The sequence below is a fragment of the Litchfieldella qijiaojingensis genome (assembly GCF_014651875.1).
Lineage (GTDB): Bacteria > Pseudomonadota > Gammaproteobacteria > Pseudomonadales > Halomonadaceae > Litchfieldella > Litchfieldella qijiaojingensis.
Genome location: NZ_BMXS01000003.1, coordinates 117,267 through 139,481, shown reverse-complemented (window position 1 = coordinate 139,481; position 22,215 = coordinate 117,267). Strand labels below are relative to the sequence as shown.

Annotated in this window: 22 protein-coding genes; 6 read left to right on the top strand and 16 right to left on the bottom strand. The window is 62.5% G+C overall.

Annotation, left to right across the window (positions count from 1 at the left end):
- Window positions 1-21: 21 nt before the first annotated feature.
- The 4 genes from IE093_RS04795 to IE093_RS04780 form a co-directional block, all read right to left on the bottom strand.
- Entirely contained in the window at window positions 22-1,323 is a 1,302-nt protein-coding gene (locus IE093_RS04795) for a TRAP transporter large permease (protein ID WP_189466717.1), read from the bottom strand.
- On the bottom strand, window positions 1,320-1,934 hold the full coding sequence (locus IE093_RS04790) for a TRAP transporter small permease subunit (RefSeq protein WP_189466715.1): 615 nt from the start codon (window positions 1,932-1,934) through the stop codon (window positions 1,320-1,322). Before IE093_RS04790 ends, IE093_RS04795 begins: the two co-directional genes overlap by 4 nt.
- 51 nt (window positions 1,935-1,985) lie before the next feature.
- Window positions 1,986-3,044 carry a TRAP transporter substrate-binding protein gene (locus tag IE093_RS04785; RefSeq protein WP_229803245.1) on the bottom strand — a complete coding sequence of 353 codons (1,059 nt, stop codon included), beginning with the start codon at window positions 3,042-3,044 and terminating at the stop codon, window positions 1,986-1,988.
- An 83-nt stretch (window positions 3,045-3,127) separates the two neighbouring features.
- Entirely contained in the window at window positions 3,128-3,865 is a 738-nt protein-coding gene (locus IE093_RS04780; RefSeq protein WP_189466713.1) for a maleate cis-trans isomerase family protein, read from the bottom strand.
- A gap of 189 nt (window positions 3,866-4,054) precedes the next feature.
- Between IE093_RS04780 and IE093_RS04775 the strand changes: the two genes are divergently transcribed.
- From IE093_RS04775 to IE093_RS04750, 6 genes are all read left to right on the top strand, one after another.
- Window positions 4,055-4,753, top strand: coding sequence for a GntR family transcriptional regulator (locus IE093_RS04775; RefSeq protein ID WP_189466711.1), 699 nt, complete (start codon window positions 4,055-4,057; stop codon window positions 4,751-4,753).
- Between the two features lie 221 nt (window positions 4,754-4,974).
- Entirely contained in the window at window positions 4,975-5,976 is a 1,002-nt protein-coding gene (locus IE093_RS04770; protein WP_229803243.1) for a TRAP transporter substrate-binding protein, read from the top strand.
- Window positions 5,973-6,530 (top strand): TRAP transporter small permease, encoded by a 558-nt coding sequence (locus IE093_RS04765; RefSeq protein ID WP_189466709.1) that lies wholly within the window; start codon window positions 5,973-5,975, stop codon window positions 6,528-6,530. Before IE093_RS04770 ends, IE093_RS04765 begins: the two co-directional genes overlap by 4 nt.
- Window positions 6,527-7,807, top strand: coding sequence for a TRAP transporter large permease (locus IE093_RS04760; protein ID WP_189466707.1), 1,281 nt, complete (start codon window positions 6,527-6,529; stop codon window positions 7,805-7,807). The genes IE093_RS04765 and IE093_RS04760 overlap by 4 nt, the downstream gene beginning before the upstream one ends.
- A gap of 103 nt (window positions 7,808-7,910) precedes the next feature.
- Entirely contained in the window at window positions 7,911-8,666 is a 756-nt protein-coding gene (locus tag IE093_RS04755; protein WP_189466705.1) for an aspartate/glutamate racemase family protein, read from the top strand.
- Window positions 8,667-8,761: 95 nt separating this feature from the next.
- Window positions 8,762-9,478 (top strand): GntR family transcriptional regulator, encoded by a 717-nt coding sequence (locus IE093_RS04750; protein ID WP_189466704.1) that lies wholly within the window; start codon window positions 8,762-8,764, stop codon window positions 9,476-9,478.
- A gap of 65 nt (window positions 9,479-9,543) precedes the next feature.
- Here the strand turns inward: IE093_RS04750 and pyk are convergent, their stop codons facing one another.
- From pyk to IE093_RS04690, 12 genes are all read right to left on the bottom strand, one after another.
- Complete coding sequence (gene pyk, locus IE093_RS04745; RefSeq protein ID WP_189466702.1) at window positions 9,544-11,001, bottom strand: pyruvate kinase; 1,458 nt, start codon at window positions 10,999-11,001, stop codon at window positions 9,544-9,546.
- Window positions 10,998-12,308, bottom strand: coding sequence for a glycerate kinase type-2 family protein (locus tag IE093_RS04740; protein ID WP_189466700.1), 1,311 nt, complete (start codon window positions 12,306-12,308; stop codon window positions 10,998-11,000). The genes pyk and IE093_RS04740 overlap by 4 nt, the downstream gene beginning before the upstream one ends.
- A gap of 181 nt (window positions 12,309-12,489) precedes the next feature.
- Window positions 12,490-13,374 (bottom strand): 2-hydroxy-3-oxopropionate reductase, encoded by an 885-nt coding sequence (locus IE093_RS04735; RefSeq protein ID WP_189466698.1) that lies wholly within the window; start codon window positions 13,372-13,374, stop codon window positions 12,490-12,492.
- A 205-nt stretch (window positions 13,375-13,579) separates the two neighbouring features.
- On the bottom strand, window positions 13,580-14,356 hold the full coding sequence (gene hyi, locus IE093_RS04730) for a hydroxypyruvate isomerase (RefSeq protein ID WP_189466695.1): 777 nt from the start codon (window positions 14,354-14,356) through the stop codon (window positions 13,580-13,582).
- Between the two features lie 238 nt (window positions 14,357-14,594).
- Window positions 14,595-16,370 (bottom strand): glyoxylate carboligase, encoded by a 1,776-nt coding sequence (gene gcl / locus IE093_RS04725; protein ID WP_189466694.1) that lies wholly within the window; start codon window positions 16,368-16,370, stop codon window positions 14,595-14,597.
- 253 nt (window positions 16,371-16,623) lie between these two features.
- Window positions 16,624-17,112 (bottom strand): ureidoglycolate lyase, encoded by a 489-nt coding sequence (locus IE093_RS04720; protein WP_189466692.1) that lies wholly within the window; start codon window positions 17,110-17,112, stop codon window positions 16,624-16,626.
- Window positions 17,113-17,130: 18 nt separating this feature from the next.
- A complete protein-coding gene (locus tag IE093_RS04715; RefSeq protein ID WP_189467004.1) occupies window positions 17,131-17,967 on the bottom strand; it encodes a bifunctional allantoicase/(S)-ureidoglycine aminohydrolase in 837 nt (278 codons plus the stop codon).
- Between the two features lie 218 nt (window positions 17,968-18,185).
- Entirely contained in the window at window positions 18,186-18,914 is a 729-nt protein-coding gene (locus IE093_RS04710) for an amino acid ABC transporter ATP-binding protein (protein WP_229803242.1), read from the bottom strand.
- Window positions 18,895-19,551 (bottom strand): amino acid ABC transporter permease, encoded by a 657-nt coding sequence (locus tag IE093_RS04705; RefSeq protein WP_189466690.1) that lies wholly within the window; start codon window positions 19,549-19,551, stop codon window positions 18,895-18,897. Before IE093_RS04705 ends, IE093_RS04710 begins: the two co-directional genes overlap by 20 nt.
- Window positions 19,548-20,225: an amino acid ABC transporter permease gene (locus IE093_RS04700; protein ID WP_189466688.1), complete on the bottom strand. Its 678-nt coding sequence runs from the start codon at window positions 20,223-20,225 to the stop codon at window positions 19,548-19,550. Before IE093_RS04700 ends, IE093_RS04705 begins: the two co-directional genes overlap by 4 nt.
- A gap of 8 nt (window positions 20,226-20,233) precedes the next feature.
- Complete coding sequence (locus tag IE093_RS04695) at window positions 20,234-21,061, bottom strand: transporter substrate-binding domain-containing protein (RefSeq protein WP_229803241.1); 828 nt, start codon at window positions 21,059-21,061, stop codon at window positions 20,234-20,236.
- Between the two features lie 257 nt (window positions 21,062-21,318).
- Window positions 21,319-22,161, bottom strand: coding sequence for a MurR/RpiR family transcriptional regulator (locus IE093_RS04690; RefSeq protein WP_189466685.1), 843 nt, complete (start codon window positions 22,159-22,161; stop codon window positions 21,319-21,321).
- Window positions 22,162-22,215: the final 54 nt, after the last annotated feature.

Genomic DNA, 22,215 nt, shown 5'->3' with positions numbered 1-22,215 from the left:
GTCATTGTCGTATGGCGTGACTCAGCCCATGGCGTTGGGCAGCCACAGCACCAGTTGCGGCCAGGCGATGATCAGGAACACGAAGGCCAGCATGATGGCGAAGAAGGGCAAGCTGCCGAGCATCACGTCCATGATCGAACCGCGCCCGCGCACGCCCTGGACCACGTAGAGGTTCATGCCGATCGGCGGGGTGATCAGCGAGATTTCCATCATGATCACCAGGAAGATGCCGAACCACACCGGGTCGAAGCCGAACTGCACCACCATCGGCACCACGATGGGCACGGTGGCGATCATCATCGACAGCGTCTCGAGGAAGCAGCCCAACACCAGATAGAAGACCACCAGCGCCAGGATCAGCCCCAGCGGGGTCAACCCCAGGTCGGCAACCCAGCGGGTCAGGGTGGTGGGAATGCCCAGGATGCCGACGATGTAGTTGAGGAAGAACGCTGCCACGATGATCAGCAGGATCATCGCCGTGGTGCGCGCCATGGACAGGAAGCACTCGTGAAGCATGGTCAGCGTCAACTTGCGGTTCAGTGCCGCCAGGATCAACGCCGCGACAACGCCCAGGGCCGCCGCCTCGGTGGGAGTGGCCCAACCGCTGTAGATGCTGCCGATGACGATCGCGAAGACACAAGCTGGCGGCAACAGATCGACCAGCGACCTGACTCGCTCGCCCAGTGGCACACGCGGCTCGCGCTCGCCGGCCACGCCGGGGCACAACAGGCTGAAGGCCATGATCGCCAGCATGAAGCACCCGGCCAACGCCAGCCCGGGCAGGATGCCGGCGATGAACAGCTTGCCGATGGAGGTGTTGGTGATCGCGCCGTAAATGATCATGTTGATGCTGGGCGGAATCAGGATGCCCAGGGTGGCGCCAGCCGCCAGCGTGCCCAACGCCAGGCGCTCGCTGTAGCCGCGTTCGGCAAAGGCCGGCAGTGCCACGGTGCCAATGGTCGCGGCAGTGGCCACCGAGGAGCCGGACATGGCGGCGAACATCGACGACGCCCCGATGTTGGTATGCAGCAACCCGCCCGGCATGCGGTTCAGCCACACCGATAGGGCGCTATACATGCGTTCGGTGATGCCGCTGCGCAGCAGCAGTTCGCCGAGCAGGATGAACAGTGGAATCGCCGTCAACAGGAAGTCGTTGAGGGTGCTCCACAAGGTATCGCCGAACGAATACAGCAGTGGCGTGCCCAGATACAGCAAGGTCCCCAGGGCGGCAACACTGAAGATAGCCACTGCCACGTGCAAGCCAGCCGCCATCATGCCCAGCATGATGAAAAAGCCGATCAGGACTTCGATGGCACCAATCATACTGGCGTCCTCCCGACGGTGGCGGCGTGCTTGTCGTTGGCATAGTCATGCCTGGCCTCGTCGAGTTCGTCATCGGTGGAACGTGGATCGAACTCGCGGTTGAGGGTGGTGCCACGCCCGCGCAGCAGCAGGCTCCAGGCACGCCCGGCCAGCAACAGCGCCAAAGCCGCGAACACGGCAAGCCCCATCACCCACAACGACTGCGGAATCCATAACGGCGTCTGTAGCGGTGTGCTGGCGCGACTGCCGAACTCCAGGGTCTCGCGCAGCGTCTCGACGCCTCGCCACAGCATGAAGGTCGCGAAGGCCGCCAATAGCGTTGCCGCCAGGACATTGAGCGGTGCGCGCAACGCGGCCGGCAGCATCATCAGCAGCACATCGACCCGAGTATGGGCACGATGAAGCAGGGCATAGGCAAAACTGAAGGCAACGCCGATGGCCAGCACATAGCCGCCAAGCTCATCGACGCCCTGGAGGGAAAAACTGAACAGCTTGCGGGCGATGACCTCGAAGGTGATCAGCCCCGACAGCCCCAGCGCGGCATAGCCCGCAGCGATGGCCGCGACATGCGCCAGCCGGTGGGCCGCGCGATATGGTTTCTGGGTCAACATGAGATGAGCCTCTCGCTGGTCGACGGGGGCCCGGCCCCCGTCGCTTTCCGGTCACGGCAGGTCGATGGACAAGCTCGCGGCGGCCCCGACCGTGTCGTTCCACACCGCGGCGCAGCCATCGTATTGCAACTCGCAGCTCTCGCCCCAAACCGGCAACACGGCCTCGGCGGTGATCGCGCTGACCCGCTCCCGCGAGGCCTCGTCGAGTTCCACCAGGGTCATGTCATAGGCTTCATGATCGCGACAGCTCGACTGCCCGGTGCTGCAGGCAATGGCATCGTCATTGACGGTGTAAGCCACCTGCCACATCGCCTCTTCCATTTCGGCGAAGGCTGCCTCGAGCTCCTGCTGCTGGGTCTCGTCGAGACGGTTCCAGGTGTCCAGGTTCATGAAGTGTCCCTGCACCGAGTAGGACAGCGGCAGCGGCACGAAATGGTTGGTGACTTCCGGCCATTTGCCGCTATTGCCGGCGGTAGGCGCGGTCACCCCGCAATCGGCCACACCACGCTGCAGGGCCAGGTAGACCTCACTGAACTGCAGCGTCACGGGAGTCGCTCCCAGTCCTTGCACCAGACGTGACATCGATGGGGTAAAGACCCGCACCTTCTTGCCCTTCAGGTCCTCCACTCCCGAAATTTCGCCGTTGCAGAACATCATCTGCGGGCCGAACGGCCACAGCGTCATCAGCTTGGCGTTGAAGCGCTCCTGCAGCCGCGCGTCGAACTTGTCACGGATGGCATTGACGGCTTCACGCTGCTCGTCGAGCGTCTGCGAGACGCCGGCCAGATCGATGCCTTCGAAGAAGGGCTCGTCACGGGACGCCATGCCAATCTGCACCGACATCACATCGAAGGCCCCGGAACGAATCAGGCGCAGGGCATCGGCAGCATCGACACCGATACCATCCATGGTGTTATAGGTCACCGCCAGGTCGTCGCGGGCATCCAGCTTTTCGAAGAAAGGGCGTTCGACTTCCTCGACATGGATCTTGTTGCCCGAGAAGTTGCCTACCACCCTGAGCGACGTTTCCGCCTGAGCCATGCCGCCCAACGCCATGCCACAAGCGACTGCAGCGCCCAGGGAGATTCGCTTGATTGTCGTTGCTTTCATCACGATACCTCTTGCCAGTTGGTTTGTTGTTGTCGATCGACCGTCTCGGGCGGACGCCCGCGTGAAGTCAAAGTCCTAGGCTCCTAGGCTCCTAGGCGGCGATCCTCGAACAACCGCCCCCAGCCCTGGATCTGCGACGGATCGTTTCCCGTCATCAACAGGGTCTTCCACACCGTCACGCTGACCGAGTCGTAGATGGGAATACCGAGCTCGCGCTCCAGCTCGGCGACAATGCCGGCTCCGCGCAGATTGGTGCAAAGGATGGTGATCGCCTCGGGACGCGACTTGGCCACATCGCGCACCATGCCGGCCAAGGTGGCCTCGTCGTACTCGGAAAAGGAGAAATTGCCTCGATCGCCCAAGTGTCGCTCGGCGACCACCTCATGACCCTCGGCCTCGTAGTTGGCGACGATCGCCGCCTGAATGTCGTCGAGGTAAGGCGTCACCAATCCCAGACGCCGTACCTCGGTCCGCTGCAACACCTCGTTCAGGGCCAACACACTGGTGGTAGCTGGCACGCCCGTGGCCTCGCGGATAGCCGCGCACAGTCGCCGGTCAGTCTCGAACCCCAGCCAGCTAGAGGAGGTGCCGTTCCAGGCGATCACATCCATCCTGGCGTCGCAGAGCAGTTGCGCAGCGGCCAGCAAGGGAGCGGGATCGAACTGGGCCAAGGCCTCGTCGCGCAAGGAGATCTCCTTGACCGTAAAGCGCTGGAAGTGCGCCGTGACCCACGGCATCAGGTCCTGCAACAGGGCGCTGGTATAGGGCTCCAGCACGGTGTTGGAAGAGGGTGTCAGCATACCGATGAGGGTGCGTTTCATGGGAGGCGTGTTCCTTGTTCTCGTTGTGATTCTTTAGAAGGAGCATTCCGATTTTGGAATTTAGAATTTGGAATTCCAAATTCTTTTGATGACCCAAGGATTGCACAGCGGTAGAATTTTGCAAGCATGCTTTCACCCAGCTTGGCCGAGGCGTACGCCAGCGCTAGCCACGAACAAGGAGAATCTCGCATGGCCGAAACATTCCCAACCGTCGATGGCGCCAGGGCTTCTCGCGCTACGCCCTTGCGTCGTCACACGCTGTATGAGGCAGTGACCGAGCGATTGCGCGAGATGGTACTGGAAGGCGAGCTGGAGCCAGGCAGCCGCATTTCCGAAAAGCAGTTGTGCGAGGCCTTCGAGGTCTCTCCCACTCCCCTGCGGCAGGCGCTCAAGGTGCTGGCCAGTGAAGGGCTGGTGGAGTTACTGCCCAACCGCGGCGCCAAGGTCACCGAAGTGGACGCCGAGGAAGTGGCCGACCTGTTCGAAGTGATGGCAGTGCTGGAGGGGCTGTCAGGCACCCTGTTGGCGACCCGGGCTAGCGATGCTGAAATCGCCGAGATCCGCGCCATGCACGAGCGCATGATGGAGAAATATCACAACAATCAACGCAAGGAATACTTCCAGCTCAATCAGGCAATCCATCGCCGCCTTAGCGAAATCGCCGGCAATCGCGTACTACTTGAGCTCGAGACCTCGTTGACGCTCAGGATCACCCGTGCCCGCTACGCAGCCAACATGCAGTTGGGCCGCTGGGAAGAATCCGCCAAGGAACACGAATACTTCGTTGAAGCGCTCGAAAGGCGTGATGCACAGGCCCTTTCCACCGCCATGAGCCTACACATGCGCAAGACCGGCAACGCCGTCATTCAAGGCCTGCAGCAGAGTTGATGCTCTAGAAGAGGTTCCGTCCCTCCCTACTACCCACCGGCTCATTGGCGGAACCTTATCTCTCTTACCTCTCAAATATATAAATTTTAACATATTGATTTATATTGTTTTTTAAAAAAACAGTATTTTAAGTTTTGAATTTCTAAGTGTCCTGACCTATGTTCATTCCTGGGTTTCAACTCGGCCCGGAAATAACCGTCTTCCCACACAAGGACACTCTCATGATGACAACAACAACGCGCTTCACCCGACACTGCGGTACCCTGCTGCTGGCCCTGGGGCTCGCCGTCCCCTCGCTGGCCAACGCCGAGAACCTGCGTTTCGGCGGCAACTTCCCCGGCGACCATTCGTCCAGCAAAGCCATGGAGATCTTCCAGGAGGAACTCGCCAGCCGTACCGATGGCGACCTGAGTGCCCAGTTGTTCCCCAACATGCAACTGGGCGGTGCCGGCGAGAACATCGACCAGGTTCGCTCCGGCGCCATCATGGGGACCTGGATCGGCATCTCCTACCTGTCGCGCATCGTCCCCGAGCTCGAGGCCCTGAGCCTGCCGTTCGCCTTCGATAGCCGCGAGGATGCCTTCCGCCTCATCGATGGCGAAGTCGGAGACCTGCTCGACGAAAAGCTGGCCGAGAAGGGCTTCGCCGCCCTGGGTTACATGGAGTTGGGTTTCCGCAATGTGACCAACAGCGTCCGGCCGATCACCTCGATCGAGGACTTCCAAGACCTCAAGATCCGCCTGCAGCCGAATCAGACCCACCTCGACACCTTCCGCGCCATCGGTGCCAACCCGGTGTCCATGGACATCAAGGAGGTCTACGGTGCCTTGCAGCAGGGGGTGTTGGACGGCCAGGAGAACCCCTACAGCATCATCAGCACCAACCGCATGGATGAGGTGCAGGAATACTTGTCCGACAGTGGCCACTTCTACGACTTCATCGTCGTGGTCGCCAATCTGGACAAGTTCAATGCCCTGAGCGACGAGCAGCGGCAAGCCATCCACGAGGCCATGACCGAAGCCGTCGAATGGCAGCGAGCCAAGGCCGCCGAGGAAGATGCCGCCGCCCGCGAGACGCTGATCGAGCGCGGCATGGAATTCACGCCGCTGGCCCCCGAGGTGCGCGCCGAGTTGCGCGAAGCCACCCAAGGCGTCGTGGATGACCTGCGCGACAAGATCGGTGCAGAGATCGTCGATAGCGTGCTGACGGAGCTGAACGCATGACACCCGCGTCCTCACGGCTGGAGGCTCGTGCCTCCAGCCCGCTGAAGCGCCGCTTCGTCATGGCGCTGGCGCTGCTCGACCGCACTTCCTACTACGCCATCATCATGGCGATGGGGCTGATGACCCTGCTGGTTTCGGCCCAGGTCTTCTCCCGCTACGTGCTGTCGACCTCGATCGACTCAGCCGACGAGCTCTCGCGGCTGTTCTTCGTCTGGGCGATCTTTCTGGCCATTCCGCACGGTATCAAGGTCGGTATCCACGTCGGTATCGATGCGCTGGTCAGCAAGTTGCCCGATGTCGTGCAGGAGCGTCTCGCTCGCCTGATGGCGCTGATCGGCGCGGCGCTGATGGCCATCCTGTTCTGGGTTTCCCTGGGTGCGGTGGCCGACAAATGGCAGGAGTTGATGCCGACCATCGAGATCACCGCCGCCATTTTCTATATCGCCGTGCTGATATGCGCCGGCCACTGCTGCCTGCACCTGCTCGCCCAGGTACTGCGCATCGAGCCGCTGCCCAGCGCTCCCCCAACCAGTGAAGGAGGAGCCCGCTCATGACCCTGGCCATCGTCCTTACCTTTCTCGCCTTCGCACTGTTGCGCATGCCGCTGGCTTTCGCCTTGGGCCTTGCCTCGCTGGTGGGCCTGTATATCGGTGGAATGGATTTCTCGGTGTTGCCGCAACGCATGATGCATTCCGTCGACAACTTCCCACTGATGGCCATTCCGCTATTCATGCTGGCCGGTGAGTTGATGGTCGCCGCCGGCATCCTGCAACGCCTGGTCGACTTCGCCAACTCGCTGATCGGACGCGTTCAGGGCGGGCTGGCACATGTCGCCATCGTCGCCGGCATGGTACTGGCCGCGGTCAGCGGCGCCGCCGTGGCCAGCGCCAGCGCGCTGGGCAGCTCGCTGGTGCCTTCCATGCGTCAACAATACGACACCGGCTACAGCAGTGCGGTGGTCGCCTCCGCGGCCAACCTCGGCGCCATCATCCCGCCCAGCAACGCCATGATCGTCTATGCCTTGATGGCGGGTTCCAGCGTTTCCGTGGGTGGGCTGTTCATGGCCGGTATCGTGCCCGGGATCCTGCTCGCCGTGGGCTTCATGGGCCTGGCCACCTTCCTGGCGATGCGGCGCCGTTATCCGCTGGTCGGTGAATCGCTGGGGCTCAAGCACGTGCTGGCGCAGACCTGGCGCGCACTGCCGATCCTGCTGATGCCGGTGGTGGTGGTCGGCGGCATCGTCGCCGGCGCCTTCACCGCCACCGAAGGGGCGGCCATCGCCGTGGTCTATGCGCTGGCGATCGGCTTTTTCGTGACCCGCAAGCTGCGCCTGTCCGACCTGCCCAAGGCAATGTTCAACGCAGCGGTAACCGCAGCCATGGTCGGCGCGCTGATCGCCTTCGCCTCGACCATGACCTTTGCCTTCACCATCGATTTGATCCCCATGCGGTTGGCCGACTGGCTGCAGGGCGTGACCGCCGACCCGATGATCTTCCTGCTATTGGTGATGGCGCTGCTGATCGCGGTCGGCATGTTCATCGAGTCCAATGCCGCCTACATCATGCTCGTCCCGCTGCTGGCACCGATCGCCCTGGCCTACGGTATCGATCCGCTGCTGTTCGGCTTCCTGTTCGTGATGAACCTGGTGGTAGGCATGATGACGCCGCCGGTCGGCGTGCTGCTGTTCGTGATGTGCGGCATCTCCAAGATCAGTCTCAACGAACTGCTGCGCAGCGCCTGGCCATTCATCGCCTTCCAGTATGCCGTGCTGGGGCTATGCATCCTGTTCCCGGACATCGTGACCTGGCTGCCACGAGCCCTAGGCTACTGAACCCGGCCATATCGTCCCTTGCCTCGTTCCTCCACCGCCCACCACGGGTGGGCGGCGGGGGCTCTTTATGCCGATACTCACAACAGAAAAAGCACACCACGCCATGAAACTGCTCATCATCAATCCCAATATCTCCCGTGACGTGACCCACCTGATCGAGTCGGAGGCCACGCGCAGCATCTATCCCGGTACCGAGCTGACCCTGGCCACCGCACCCTTCGGCGTGGCCTATATCGAGACCCGCGCCGAAGCGCTGATCGGCGGCTACGCCGCCCTGCAGATCGCCGCCGAGCAGCATGCGCACCACGACGCCATCGTGGTCGCCGCCTTTGGCGACCCCGGCCTTGCCGCCTTGCGTGAAGTCATGCCAATCCCGGTGGTGGGCATGACCGAGGCCGCCCTGGTCAGTGCCTGCCAGCATGGCGGCCGTTTCTCGGTGATCGCCATCTCCCAGCGCATCCAGGCCTGGTACCGCGAATGCATCACTGCCTATGGCTTCGCCGAACGCCTGGCCAGCATCCGCGCCCTGGACGAACCCCTGGCCCATATCGGTCGGGTGCAGGAGGACCAGGGCGAGCGCCTGGTGGCCCTGGCGAATCAAGCGGTGGAACAGGACGGCGCCGACGTGTTGATCCTTGCCGGCGCACCCTTGGCCGGCCTGGCGCGTACGGTGGCCACACGCCTGCCGGTTCCGGCACTGGACGGCGTAACCTGCGCCGTGACCCAGGCTCAAGCCATGGCGAGTATGGAGATAGCCGCCCCCGTGGCTGGCAGCTTCGCCCTGCCACCGGAGAAGCCATGCAGCGGCCTCGGCCCAGCGCTGGCCCGGCTGGTGGGACGGCAGCCGACCGATACTTGATGTCCGAGCATCATTGGTCGGATTGGATGCAGCAGCCATCGGCGAGACAATGAAGCTCGAATCAAGGTGATGCATCTCGCAACGGAGCCCAACTCATGACAACGGACACTGTCTCTTCATCAGGCCAACGGCGTGCCGCCACTCGCAGCGGCACGCCGACGAAGCGGCGCATCACCACGCCTTCGCTGGCGGAAGAGGCGTATCAGGCGCTACATCGGCTGATCGTACGCGGGCGCCTCGCCCCAGGCGAACGTCTGGTGGAGCCGGAGCTTTGCGAGCAACTGGGCATCTCGCGTACTCCATTGCGCGAGGCGGTCAAGTTGCTCGCCGCCGATGGGCTGGTGACCTTGAGGCGCAACCGCAATGCGCAAGTGTCACTGATCGACGCCAAAGAGCTCGAACACCTGTTCGAGGTCGAGGCCGGCCTCGAAAGCCTGGCCGTTGGCCTGGCAGCCAAGCGCATGACCAATACCGAGATCAAGCGACTCGAAGCCATGCAGGAACGCTTGGAACGCTTGCTCGACAAGGGCGACCGGGACGCCTATTTCGAACTCAACCAGCGTATCCATGCGCATCTCGTCGCCGGGGCCAGGAACCCGGTGCTCGAGGAGACCCATCGACGGTTGCTCGGACGCCTGGAACGGGCCCGCTACTTGGCATTGGATAGAATCGGGCGCTGGCAGGAATCGACCGAGGAACATAGGGAGATACTGGAGGCCCTCAAGGCCCGTGACGGCGAGCGGGCCAGCCGCTTGCTGGCCTCCCATGTCCAGCATACCGGCGAAGTGATCGCCGCCCTCAACGCCCGCTAGACCGACGCATTAGACGAGACGCCCGCCCCCGCCAATATAGCGAGGGCAGGGCGTGCATGGCGGTTTCAGCTCACCTCGAGGATCTTCAGCGTATTGGTGCCGCCGTGGGCATTCATGTGGTCGCCGCGGGTCAGGATCATCAGGTCGCCCGCCACCGTGATGCCGCGCTCCTTGAGGATCGCCACGGCCTTCTCGTCGAGTTCGTCGGCCGCCATGTCGCTGGTATCGAACAGCAGCGAGACCACGCCGCGGTACAGCGCCATGCGCCGCTGGGCGATGGGGCTGTGGGCCAGGCCGACGATCGGCAGCCCCGAGCGGATGCGCGAGGCGATCAGCGGCGTGTAGCCGGTGGCGGTCATGCAGGCGATCGCCGCCACGCCCTCGAGGTGGTTGGCGGCGTACATCGCCGACAGCGCCACCGTCTCGTCGATCTTCGAGAAGCCCTCGTGGATGCGGTGCCCCGATTCCTGGGCGATGCGCTCGCGCTCGGCGCCCAGGCACAGGCGGTGCATGGCCTCGACGGTCTCCACCGGGTAGTCGCCGGCGGCGGTCTCGGCGGAGAGCATCACCGCGTCGGTGCCGTCGAGCACGGCGTTGGCGACGTCGAACACCTCGGCGCGGGTCGGCAGCGGAGCGCCGATCATCGACTCCATCATCTGCGTCGCGGTGATCACCGCGCGGTTGAGGGTGCGGGCGCGCTTGATCAGGCGCTTCTGCACGCCGATCAACTGGGCGTCGCCGATCTCCACGCCAAGATCGCCGCGGGCCACCATCACCGCCTCGCTGGCCGCGATGATGGCGTCGAGGGTCGCCGCGTCGGCCACCGCCTCGGCGCGCTCGATCTTGGCCACCAGGCCGATCTCGGCGCCGGCCGCGCCGAGCAGCGCGCGGGCTTCCTGCATGTCGGCGGCCGAGCGCGGGAAGGACACGGCGAGATAGTCGACGCCGATGTCGACGGCGGTCTTGAGGTCGGCCTTGTCCTTGTCGGTGAGCGCCGCGGCGGAGAGCCCGCCGCCCTGCTTGTTGATGCCCTTGTTGTTGGACAGCTTGCCGCCGACCACCACGCGGGTGTGCACGGCGGCGCCGTCGATGCGTTCGACCTCGAGCACCAGGCGGCCGTCGTCGAGCAACAGGCGATCGCCGGTGGCGACATCGGCGGCGAGCTGCTTGTAGCCGCAGCCCACGCGTTCCGCGGTGCCGGCCTCGCCGTCGAGCGCCATGTCGAGGATGAAGGCCTGGCCCTCGGCCAGCGTCACCGCGCCGTCACGGAAGCGGGCGATGCGGATCTTGGGGCCCTGCAGGTCGCCCAGCGCCGCGACGCTCTTGCCCAGGCGCTCGGCGATCTCGCGCACCCGGGCCAGGCGGCGGCGATGGTCGTCGGACGAGCCGTGGGAGAAGTTCAGGCGCACCACGTCGACCCCGGCGGCGATCATGGCCTCGAGCACCCCCTCGCGGTCGCTGGCCGGGCCCAGGGTGGCGACGATCTTGGTGCGGCGGATGGAAGCTTGCGTTATCGCTGTCATGAGGCCCTCGGCAGCACCAGGATGGCGCGGAAGTCGTTGACGTTGGTGCGTGTTGGCCCCGTGACGATCAGGTCGTCGAGTTCGGCAAAGAAACTGTAGGCATCGTTGCGTGCCAGGTAATCCAAGGCAGAGAGTCGCGCGCTCCGGGCGCGCGTCCAGCAAGCGGGGCCGATCAAGGCACCGGCGTTGTCCTCGGAGCCGTCGATACCATCGGTGTCGATGGCCAAGGCGTAGATGCCTTCGGCTCCCTTGAGGGTCTCGAACAGTCCCAGCAGGTATTCGACATTACGCCCACCACGACCGTCGCCACGTACGGTGACACTGGTTTCGCCACCGGAGAGGATCAGCAACGGCCGCTCGCTCTCGCCCTGGACGGTAAGCACCATGCGCGCCTGGGCACGCCCCAGATCTCGGGCCTCCCCTTCCAGGTCATCGCCCAGCATCCTGACATCCAGACCAGCGTGCTCGGCACGTTCTCGAGCCGCCTCCAAGGCATCGCGGGCTCGCGCCAGCACCACGGCCTCGTCGCGAGCGAAACCGGCATCGTCACGCCGCGGTGCGCTGCCATCGGCCATCAAGTGCCGGCGTACACTGTCGGGGATCTCGATGCCGTAGCGCTCAAGAATCGACAGGGCACCCGCCGGGGTCGAGTCATCGGGCAACGTGGGGCCGGAAGCGATCAGGCTTGGCTCGTCTCCTGGCACGTCGGAAATCAGATAGGTCACCACCCGGGCCGGATGCGCGCTGGCGGCCAGGCGACCGCCCTTGATCGCCGACAAATGACGGCGCACGGTGTTGATCTCGCGAATCGGCGCACCGCAACGCAGCAACGCCTTGTTGAGAGCCTGCTTCTGGTGCAGCGTCAGGCCGTCTGCCGGCAAGGTCATCAGCGCCGAACCGCCACCGGAGATCAACGCGATCACCAGATCGTCCTGGCCCAGGTCCTGCACCGCCTTGAGCATGCGCCGGGCGGCCTGCTCGCCAAGCTCGTCGGGCATCGGGTGCGAAGCCTCGAGCACTTCGATACGCCGGCAGTCGGCCCCATGGCCGTAACGCGTCACCACCAGACCGGAGAGCTCGGCCTCGGGATGATGTCGCTGCCAGGCCGTTTCCAAGGCACGTGCCATGGCCGCGGCGGCCTTACCGGCGCCGACCACCACGGTGCGGCCTAGCGGAGGCTCGGGCAATCGATCGGGCAATAGGGTGTCGGGATGCACGGCGGCTACCGCCGTTTGGGCCAGGCGCATCAACCACTGGCGCGACGCCTCCTCATCGGTGAAGGGCGTGAAAGGGGCATGGGCATTCATCGACGAACTCCTCACGGAAAGCGTCACGGCAAAAAGACCGACGACAGGGAAATGGCATGCACAGGGGAGACCTGTCGCCGGCGGAGGGCCACATGCAGTCGCTGTGGCTGATGGCGGGCGACGACCCGACGCCCGCCAAACCAGGAAAAACAAGGAAGCGACGATTTACGTCAAATCTTCCTTAACCGACTTCGTGGCCGGAAAGCGTTTCCAGCGCCCGCAGGATGCCGGCATGGTCCCAATCCTCGCCACCATGGGCGGCACAGGCCTGGAACAGTTGCTGGGCATTGGCGGTGCCCGGCAGTGCCAGGTTGAGGCTGCGCGCACCCTCCAGAGCCAGGTTGAGGTCCTTCTGGTGCAAGCGGATGCGGAAGCCCGGATCGAAGGTACGCTTGATCATGCGCTCGCCGTGCACGTCGAGAATCTTCGACTGGGCCAGACCCCCGAGCAGCGATTCGCGCACCTTGGCCACGTCGGCGCCGGCCTTGGAAGCGAACAGCAGGCCCTCGGCCACCGCCTCGATGGTCAGGGCGACGACGATCTGGTTGGCCACCTTGCAGGTCTGGCCATCGCCATGACCACCGATATGGGTGATGGTCTTGCCCATCACGTCGAGAATCGGCTTGGCGCGCTCGAAGCCTTGCTCTGTGGCACCGACCATGATGGTCAGGGCGGCATTGATGGCCCCGCCCTCACCACCGGATACCGGGGCGTCGACGTATTCGCCGCCAGCGTCATGAATGCGCTTGGCGAATTCCTGGGTCGCCAATGGGGCAATGGAACTCATGTCGATGACCAGGGTGCCGGGCTTGAGGCCCTCGATCACCCCACCTTCACCGAACAGCACCGCTTCCACGTCCGGAGTATCCGGCACCATGGTGATGACGATCTCGGAGGCTTCGGCCACTGCCTTGGGATTGGCCAAGACCTTGGCACCCTTGTCAGCCAGTTCCTGTGGCAATGGCTTGCTGTGCTCCACGGTGACGAGTTCGTGGCCGGCGTCCAGCAGGTGACCCGCCATAGGACGCCCCATGATACCCAGGCCGATAAAACCGATCTTGCTCATAGTCTCTCTCCTTCTCGAACTGTCATGGTGATTTCTGACTTAGCGTTCATTTCCAAACACCCGGCGAGATGAGCGCCGGGGGCAAGGCGAAGCGAGGGTCATTTGCCAGGGATGGCAAATGTAGCGCCCAGGGATGGGTTCACAGCGCCCTCGCGTAGGCTTGCCGCCGGAACAGCTCATCGCTTGCCGGGCGCCGTACGTCCTGTCAGCGCACGCCATCCAGCCATCCCAGCCCTTCCCGGGTGGTGGCCTTCGGCTTGTATTCGCAACCGATCCAGCCGTCATAGCCGAGGCGGTCGAGATGGGCGAACAGGAACGGATAATTGATCTCGCCGGTACCCGGTTCGTGGCGTCCCGGGTTGTCGGCGATCTGGATATGGGCGATGCGCGCCAGATGTTTCTCGATGGTCGGCGCCAGATCCCCCTCCATGATCTGCATGTGGTAGATGTCGTACTGCAGCTTCAGGTTGTCGCTGCCCACCGCATCGAACAGAGTCAATGCCTGCTCGGTGCGATTGAGAAAGAAGCCAGGAATATCGCGAGTGTTGATCGGCTCGGCGAGCAGCAGGATGTTTTCGCGCGACAGCTTGTCGGCAGCGAAACGCAGATTGTCGATCAGCGTCTCGCGGGCCTGGTCATGGCTGACATCTTCCGGCTGGATGCCGGCCAGGCAGTTGACCTGCTTACAACCCAGGCTGGATGCGTATTCGATGGCCCGATCAACCCCTTCACGGAACTCGCTGACCCGGTCGGGATGGCAGGCGATGCCGCGCTCGCCGGCCGCCCAGTCGCCCGCCGGCAGATTGTGCAGCACCTGAGTCAAGCCGTTTGCATCGAGTCGATCCTTGAGTTCCTGCGGCTGATAGTCGTAGGGGAAAAGGTACTCGACACCAGAGAAGCCGGCATCCGCGGCGGCCTTGAATCGGTCGAGGAAGTCCTCCTCGGTGAACAACATGCTTAGGTTGGCGGCAAATTTAGGCATGGCTTGCTCCTGTGTGGGGAAACGCCGATCGATCGTTAACATCGATCAGCGTCTCTCTCGTTGCGGTTTAGTGTCGATAGCGGGTGCGTTGAGTTTAGGTTCTGTTTGAAAAGTCGGCGAGCGAAGGCCAGGCAAGGCAAAAGTCATCGAGAAAGCGGAGTTTACGTGGTTGTAAATGAGCATTTCGAGATGACTTTTAACGCTGCATGGCCAAGCGCAGGCAGTTTTCGGGCAGAACCTAGGTCAAGGCGGCGATCGATGTCGGGGCATCGGTGACATTCTCGGCCAGCTCTTCGAACTCGTTAACGCCGTCGAGATCGGTGCCCATAGCAATATTGGTGACCCGCTCCAGAATGATCTCGACCACCACCGGCACTTGATGCTGACGCATCAGGTCTCGCGCCTCGGCGAAGGCCGCGGCAATGTCCTCGGCCCGCGTCACGCGCAGCGCCTTGCAACCCAGGCCCTCGGCCACCGAGACATGATCGACGCCGTAGTCGTTGATCTCCGGGCAGTTGATGTTCTCGAACGAGAGCTGCACGCAGTAGTCCATGTCGAAGCCGCGCTGGGCCTGGCGAATCAGCCCCAGGTAGGAGTTGTTCACCAGCACATGCAGGTAGGGCAACTTGAACTGCGCGCCAGCAGCCAGCTCCTCGACCATGAACTGGAAGTCGTAGTCGCCGGACAGTGCCACGATCTCCGCCTCGGGATCGGCCTTGCGTACACCCAGCGCCGCCGGCACTGTCCAGCCCAAGGGACCGGCCTGACCGCAGTTGATCCAGTGGCGCGGCTTGTAGACGTGCAGGAACTGCGCCCCGGCGATCTGTGACAGCCCGATGGTGCTGACGTAGCGGGTGTTCTTGCCGAAGGCCTTGTTCATCTCCTCGTAAACGCGCTGTGGCTTCACCGGCACGTTATCGAAGTGGGTCTTGCGCAGCAGGGTGCGCTTGCGCTCTTGACACTCCTCGACCCAGACACTGCGGTCATTGAGCCGCCCAGCGGCCTGCCACTCCTTGGCCGCTTCGACGAACAGCTTCAGTGCCGCCCCGGCATCGGAGACGATGCCGTAGTCGGGACCGAACACGCGGCCGATCTGGGTCGGCTCGATGTCGACATGGACGAACTTGCGTCCCTTGGTATAGGTCTCCACCGAGCCGGTATGGCGGTTGGCCCAGCGGTTGCCGATGCCCAGCACGAAATCCGAGGCAAGCATCGTCGCATTGCCGTAGCGATGCGAGGTCTGCAGGCCGACCATGCCGGCCATCAGCGGATGATCGTCGGGAATGGTGCCCCAACCCATCAGGGTGGGGATGACCGGCACCCCGGTGATTTCAGCGAATTCGGTCAAGAGCTCGCTGGCATCGGCGTTGATGATTCCGCCACCGGCGACGATCAACGGCTTGTCGGCAGCATTGAGCATCTCCAGCGCCTTCTCGATCTGGGCCCGGCTGGCCGCTGGCTTGTAGACCGGTAGCGGCTCGTAGGTATCCGGATCGAACTCGATTTCGCTGAGCTGCACGTCGAGCGGCAGATCGATCAGTACCGGCCCGGGGCGCGACGAGCGCATCAGGTGGAAGGCCTGCTGGAAGGCACGTGGCACTTGGGCCGGTTCCAGCACGGTGACCGCCCACTTGGTGACCGGGCCGGCGATGGCCTGGATGTCCACCGCCTGGAAGTCTTCCTTGTGCAGGCGCGCGCGCGGCGCCTGGCCGGTGATGCACAGGATCGGGATGGAATCGCCGGAGGCGGAATAGAGCCCAGTGATCATATCGGTACCCGCTGGGCCGGAGGTGCCGATGCACACTCCAATGTTACCGGCCTTGGTACGCGTATAGCCCTCGGCCATGTGCGAGGCCCCCTCGACGTGGCGAGCCAGCACGTGATCGACACCGCCGATCTTGCGCATGGCGGCATAGAAGGGATTGATGGCTGCGCCGGGCACGCCGAAGGCGACATCGATGCCCTCTTTCTTCAGGACGTGAACGGCGGCTTCTGCTGCGGTCATTCTGGCCACGACGATACCTCCTCGGTGACGTGATCATTGTTGTTGTATCCAAAACTAGGCCGGGCACAGCATGCTGTCAATATTTTGTGGAAAATATTTCCAATAAAAATATCAAATACTCAAAAGCACCTGAGTTTTCAGAAGGATGGCCGTATGTCGGCATGGCAAAGAGAATGAAAAAGGAGAGCGAGCGGCAGGAAACCTGCCGGTCAGCCTAGGAGGGGAGGGCAAAAAGGCGCACCCGGTCAGGGCGCGCCGTGCATCACGCCAGAGTGACGCGTATCGGAAGCGGGTACTCGTCGCAGTTGTGGCCCTGGCCACCACGGTCGATGACCAGGAACTCGCCCTCGCGGTCCAGCACCGACTGGATGGCATGCCAGGTACCGGCGCGGTAATTGACTCCTTGGCGCCCATCAGTGACGAAGGCACGCACTTCGCCCGGATCGATCTCATCGCCCGGTGGCGCGACGACCACCAGGAAGCGCTCTTCATGAAGTGGCATGAAGGCCTGACTGCCCAAGGGGTGGCGCTCGAGGAATTCGAGCTCGAGCGGCACCTCGACTGGCTGGCTGACGAAGATGTTGATCAACGTCCGCGCCTCCTCGCCCAGGGTCTCGACCTTGGCCAGGTCGTGGTAACGCCGGGTACGACCGGCGTTGATCGGGAAGTAGTCGGCGCTGCGCGTATCGATCACATCGCCGAACGGCGCGAAGGCCTCCGGCGTCAACGGCTGTGCCTTGAGTTCGAGCATATGTCTCTCCTCGCGGGATCAGCGTGCACCGAAAAGCGACAACTTCATGTGTCGATTGACGTCTTTATACAAGAGATAGCGGAACGGTCCCGGACCGCCGGCATAGCAGGCCTGCGGGCAGAAGGCGCGCAGCCACATGAAGTCGCCGGCTTCCACTTCGACCCACTCCTGATTGAGATGGTAGACCGCCTTGCCTTCCAGTACGTACAGGCCGTGCTCCATGACATGCGTCTCGTCGAACGGAATCACGCCTCCCGGCTGGAAGGTGACGATGTTGACATGCATGTCGTGGCGCACGTCCTGCGGATCGACGAAGCGCGTGGTGGCCCAACGCCCTTCGGTATCCGGCATGGGGGTGGGCTCGATGTCGTTCTCGTTGGTGACGAAGGCTTCCGGCACCTCGATACCCTCGACGAACTCATAGGCCTTGCGCACCCAGTGGAAGCGTACCGGGGCATTCGACTCATTGTGTACTTGCCAGTGGCTGCCTGGGGGAATGAAAGCATAGCCGCCCGGCAGCATATGGTGACGTTCTCCGGCAAGCGTCAGGGAGAGCTCGCCTTCGACGATGAACAGCACGCCTTCCGCCGCGGGATCCAGTTCCGGCTTCTCACTACCACCACCCGGCGACACTTCCATGATGTATTGGGAGAAGGTCTCGGCGAAGCCGGACAGCGGGCGGGCCAGCACCCACAGGCGAGTCTTGTCCCAGAATGGCAGGTTGCTGGTGACGATATCACGCAGCACGCCCTTGGGAATCACTGCATAGGCCTCGGTGAATACCGCACGATCCGACAGCAGTTGGGTTTGGGGTGGGTGCCCACCGTGGGGCGCGTAATAGTTTCGGCTGGCCATCATCCGTCCTTTCATCACGGTTTTTATGAAATATGGAATCTATTTTCAGATTAGCTCCCGATCAACGGCAAAGCAAGCTGACAAAAGTTATCGTATACAAAAACATGCCGTAGATGAATCCACTCTTGATTCCAAGAATAGGATAGGCTTGGACCTGAAGGGTAGGCTCGCAGGGTAGCCCACCCTGCATCCGCCGGGAATGCGGTGGGCTCGCCGGGTTAACGTACTGCCGAGATGAACTGCCGCAACTCGGGGGTGCGGGGGTGGTTGAAAAGCGTCTTGGGGTCGCCCTGCTCGTGAATGCGCCCATGGTGCATAAAGACGACGCGATCGGCCACATCGTGCGCGAACTTCATCTCATGGGTCACCAGGATCAAGGTCATGCCTTCCTCGGCCAAAGCTTCCAACACAAGAAGCACTTCACCTACCAGTTCCGGGTCAAGCGCCGAGGTGACTTCGTCACACAGCAAGACCTTGGGCTTCATGGCCAAGGCTCTGGCGATGGCAACGCGCTGCTGCTGTCCACCGGAAAGCTGTGCGGGATAGGCATCGAACTTCTCCAGCATGCCAACCTTGTCGAGCACTTCCCGGGCCACTCGCGACGCTTCCTGCTTGTTCACGCCACGCACGACGACTGGCGCCAACATCACGTTCTCGCCCACGGTCTTGTGGGGGAACAGATTGAAACTTTGGAAGACCATGCCGACATTGCGGCTCAACTCGCTTGGCGCCATGGCCTCGGCGTCGAGCCGTTGACCCGCGATTTCGATGTTGCCGCCGTCGTGCTGCTCGAGTTGGTTCAGACAGCGCAGCAACGTGCTCTTGCCCGAGCCACTACGCCCGATGATGGCCACCACTTCGCCGGGAGCAACGTCCAGGTCGACACCCTTGAGCACTTCCAGGTCACCGAAGGATTTGTGCAGGTCCTTAACGCATACCAGCGTCATAGAGGCGTCTCTCCAGGTAGCGTGAATAACGGGAAAGGGGGTAGCAAAGCGCGAAATAGATCAGCGCCACCAGCGCGAAGATGGTGAAGGGAGCGAACGTGGCATTGTTGAGCATGGTCCCGGCCTTGGTCAGTTCGACGAAGCCAATCACCGATGCCAGCGCTGTACCCTTGACGACCTGGACCGAGAAACCCACGGTGGGCGGCACCGATAGGCGCAGCGCCTGGGGCAGGATCACATGGCGCATCGTCTGCAGATAATCCATGCCCAGCACCCGGGAGGCATGCCACTGACCTCGTGGAACCGCCTCGAGGCACCCTCGCCAGATGTCGCAGAGGAAGGCACTGGTGAACAACGTCAGCGCGACTGAGGCCGCCGCCCAGGCCGAGACATTGAATCCCAGGGCTGCGGCGCCGAAGTAGGCCAGGAACAGCTGCATCAGCAAGGGCGTGCCCTGGAAGACATCCACGTAAACACCGATCATGACCTTTAGCAATCTGTTGCCGGACAGGCGCAGCACGGTGAACAGCAGGCCCAGAGATGCGCCGCCGACGAAGGCGATCAGGGACAGCACGATGGTCCAGCGGGCCGCCAGCAGCAGGTTGCGCACGATATCCCATAGCGTGAACTCGATCATGCCTGCCCTCCTTGCCGAAAGGCGAACAACCGACGACCGACCAGCAGGAAGAGCTGACGCATGCCTACCGCCAGCAATAGATAGACGAGCGTCACCAGCAGATACGCCTCGAAGCTGCGGAAGTTACGCGACTGGATGAAGTTTGCCGCGTAGGTCAGGTCGAACACCGAGATCTGCGAGACCACCGCCGAACCGAGCATGACGATGATGCATTGGCTGGTCAACGCGGGATAGATGCGCGCGAAGGCCGGCACCAGTACCACATGCCGATAGCTCTGGAATTTCGACATGCCCAAGGTGCGGGCGGCCTCGAGTTGCCCTCGCCCGGTGGCCTCGATACCGGCACGCAGGATCTCCGCGGTATACGCCGCCAGGTTCAATGTCATGGCCAGGAACGCCGCGGTGATCGCGTCGATCTTGATGCCTAATGCCGGCAGGCCAAAGAAAATGAAGAACAATTGCACGATGAAGGGCGTGTTACGCGTCAGCTCGACATAGCCCCCCAGGATCCGCCGTACCCAGGTGGCGGCATGTACTCTCAGATACGCCACGACGATGGCCAGCATCAGGCCGGAAAGGGTGGTCACCACGGTCAACACGACCGTGGTGACCAGCCCTCTCGCCAGCTCACCGACATAGGGCGACAGTGCGAGGAAGTCCAGAGTCAGCCCCATGTCCGTCCTCACATCCCGAAGTTATCGGGCAGGCTAGCGTGCAGCCACTTCTGGGAGAGCGACTCGAGGGTTCCATCCTCCAAGGCCTGGGCGACCAGTTCATTGACCTTCGCCATCAGAGCCGGTTCTTCCTTGTTCATGCCGACGTAGCAGGGAGAGTCCTTGAGCTGATAGATCAGGGTTGGCGCACGGTCGCTGTAGCGCTCAGCGATTTCAGCGGCCACCACGTTGCCGGTGGCGATGTAGTCCACCTGCCCCGAGAGGAAAGCGGCAATGGTGGTGGCATTATCCTCGAAGCGATTGATCGTCGTGTCGGTGGGCGCGATGTCGCTGAGTTCCATGTCCTCGACGGAGCCTCGGGACACGCCGATGGTCATGCCAGCGAGCTCGTCCACCGAGTCCAGCGGTGCCGCCTCATCCGTGCCGAACACGCCGAGGAAGAAAGGCGCATAGGCATCGGAGAAGTCGATCATGGCCTCACGCTCCGGGTTCTTGCCCAGGCTCGAGATAACCAGATCCACTTGGCGGGTCTGCAGGAAGGGAATGCGGTTGGCACTGGTTACGGTCACCAGTTCCAGCTTCACCCCCATCTCCTCGGCCAGGTAGTTCGCCATGTCGATGTCGTAACCACGCGGCTGCAGGTCGGTGCCCACCAAGCCGAATGGCGGGAAATCCTGCGGCACGGCGACTCGCAAGGTGCCGCGCTGTTCGATCTCGGACAAGGCATCGGCCTGTACCGGCTGACTCACGACAGCGGCGCCCAAGCTCGTCACAGCAAACAGGCCAGCGGCGAGAATCCCTTTCATGCTCTTGAAACCACGATCCAGATATCTCATTGATTGTTCTCCTGGTGGTAGCACCTACTTGTATAGCTTTATATACGTGGATTGTGAAACTAACGTCTCAACGGTGACACTTGAGAAACTTTCGTTTCATATGAGGGCAATGGGCATGCCAGAAGACCAAACACTCGTTGTCGATCAATTCATTAGCCGCCCCAGAGCTTCACGGTTCTGTGGCACAGGGATCGTCATGGCACCGTCCTGGAGCGCCAAGGGTGGGAAAGAGATAGGTGACGCACCATCAAGGCGCATCAAGAGGAAAGCTCATCCAGCCGCCGATACAACTCACTCACCGCATCGATACGAGCACGTCCTTGGGCTAAACGATGATGCAACAAGCCATTGGCCAGCAGACTGATGAGGCTCATTGCGCTGGCATAGCTGTCGAAGGCGGAAATGCTGTCGAGTGGGCATTCCAACCGCCAATCGACCTGTCTTTCGAAACCGGCGGCCGTCGCATCGGCGATCAGCAATACACGGCAGGGAATGGTATCGAACGCTCCTACGACTTCTTCAAAAATCCGCGGCCGACGTCGGAAGCCAAACAGGATCACCAGGTCCTCCTCGCCCAGGCCAACCAATTCTTCGGCCAGCGACTGGTTGGGTTCGGGTGCCAACCTGACCTGCTCTCGTGCCTGGATCAACTGCTGACGACAGTGCATGGCCAACGGGTAGCTATTGCGAAACCCCACCACGACGACCTGGCGGGCGCTATCCAGGCAACGCACGATGTCTTCGAAGACCCCTGGCTCGATTGCCGTCAGGGCACGCCGCAGGTTTTCCTCTTCGCGCTGAAGATGGCGCTTGAAACGCTCATCATCGCCCTGCATCGCATCGGCATCGGTGACCAGGGGCATGCCGAGACTGCGCAATTGCCGGGCATGCACCTTGACGGCCTGGTAACTATCAAAGCCCAGACGCCGAAACAGGCGACTGACAGTGGACTTGGAAACCCCGGTCAGACGCGACAGGTCGGCGGCACTGTACATCGCCAGATCATCGAAATGATCCAGGATGAAGGCCGCAACTCGCTGCTCCTGAGCACTCAACTCGGCGTATTGGGCCGTGATCCGCTGACCGATGTGTGGCGTCATGGCTATCCGTGGCGTTGCCAAAAGGGAATTGCGCCATATTTCACACCCATGCGG

Excerpts from the sequence above, each read along its gene's own strand:
- IE093_RS04795 (WP_189466717.1), bottom strand. The coding sequence starts at position 1,323 with ATGATTGGTGCCATCGAAGTCCTGATCGGCTTTTTCATCATGCTGGGC.
- IE093_RS04695 (WP_229803241.1), bottom strand. The coding sequence starts at position 21,061 with ATGAGATATCTGGATCGTGGTTTCAAGAGCATGAAAGGGATTCTCGCC.
- IE093_RS04755 (WP_189466705.1), top strand. The coding sequence starts at position 7,911 with ATGAAACTGCTCATCATCAATCCCAATATCTCCCGTGACGTGACCCAC.
- IE093_RS04700 (WP_189466688.1), bottom strand. The coding sequence starts at position 20,225 with ATGGGGCTGACTCTGGACTTCCTCGCACTGTCGCCCTATGTCGGTGAG.
- IE093_RS04710 (WP_229803242.1), bottom strand. The coding sequence starts at position 18,914 with ATGACGCTGGTATGCGTTAAGGACCTGCACAAATCCTTCGGTGACCTG.
- IE093_RS04770 (WP_229803243.1), top strand. The coding sequence starts at position 4,975 with ATGATGACAACAACAACGCGCTTCACCCGACACTGCGGTACCCTGCTG.
- IE093_RS04760 (WP_189466707.1), top strand. The coding sequence starts at position 6,527 with ATGACCCTGGCCATCGTCCTTACCTTTCTCGCCTTCGCACTGTTGCGC.
- pyk (WP_189466702.1), bottom strand. The coding sequence starts at position 11,001 with ATGACAGCGATAACGCAAGCTTCCATCCGCCGCACCAAGATCGTCGCC.
- IE093_RS04765 (WP_189466709.1), top strand. The coding sequence starts at position 5,973 with ATGACACCCGCGTCCTCACGGCTGGAGGCTCGTGCCTCCAGCCCGCTG.
- IE093_RS04785 (WP_229803245.1), bottom strand. The coding sequence starts at position 3,044 with ATGAAAGCAACGACAATCAAGCGAATCTCCCTGGGCGCTGCAGTCGCT.
- IE093_RS04720 (WP_189466692.1), bottom strand. The coding sequence starts at position 17,112 with ATGCTCGAACTCAAGGCACAGCCGTTGACGCCGGAGGCCTTCGCGCCG.
- IE093_RS04780 (WP_189466713.1), bottom strand. The coding sequence starts at position 3,865 with ATGAAACGCACCCTCATCGGTATGCTGACACCCTCTTCCAACACCGTG.
- IE093_RS04775 (WP_189466711.1), top strand. The coding sequence starts at position 4,055 with ATGGCCGAAACATTCCCAACCGTCGATGGCGCCAGGGCTTCTCGCGCT.
- IE093_RS04740 (WP_189466700.1), bottom strand. The coding sequence starts at position 12,308 with ATGAATGCCCATGCCCCTTTCACGCCCTTCACCGATGAGGAGGCGTCG.
- IE093_RS04705 (WP_189466690.1), bottom strand. The coding sequence starts at position 19,551 with ATGATCGAGTTCACGCTATGGGATATCGTGCGCAACCTGCTGCTGGCG.
- IE093_RS04735 (WP_189466698.1), bottom strand. The coding sequence starts at position 13,374 with ATGAGCAAGATCGGTTTTATCGGCCTGGGTATCATGGGGCGTCCTATG.
- hyi (WP_189466695.1), bottom strand. The coding sequence starts at position 14,356 with ATGCCTAAATTTGCCGCCAACCTAAGCATGTTGTTCACCGAGGAGGAC.
- IE093_RS04750 (WP_189466704.1), top strand. The coding sequence starts at position 8,762 with ATGACAACGGACACTGTCTCTTCATCAGGCCAACGGCGTGCCGCCACT.
- IE093_RS04690 (WP_189466685.1), bottom strand. The coding sequence starts at position 22,161 with ATGACGCCACACATCGGTCAGCGGATCACGGCCCAATACGCCGAGTTG.
- IE093_RS04790 (WP_189466715.1), bottom strand. The coding sequence starts at position 1,934 with ATGTTGACCCAGAAACCATATCGCGCGGCCCACCGGCTGGCGCATGTC.
- IE093_RS04715 (WP_189467004.1), bottom strand. The coding sequence starts at position 17,967 with ATGGCCAGCCGAAACTATTACGCGCCCCACGGTGGGCACCCACCCCAA.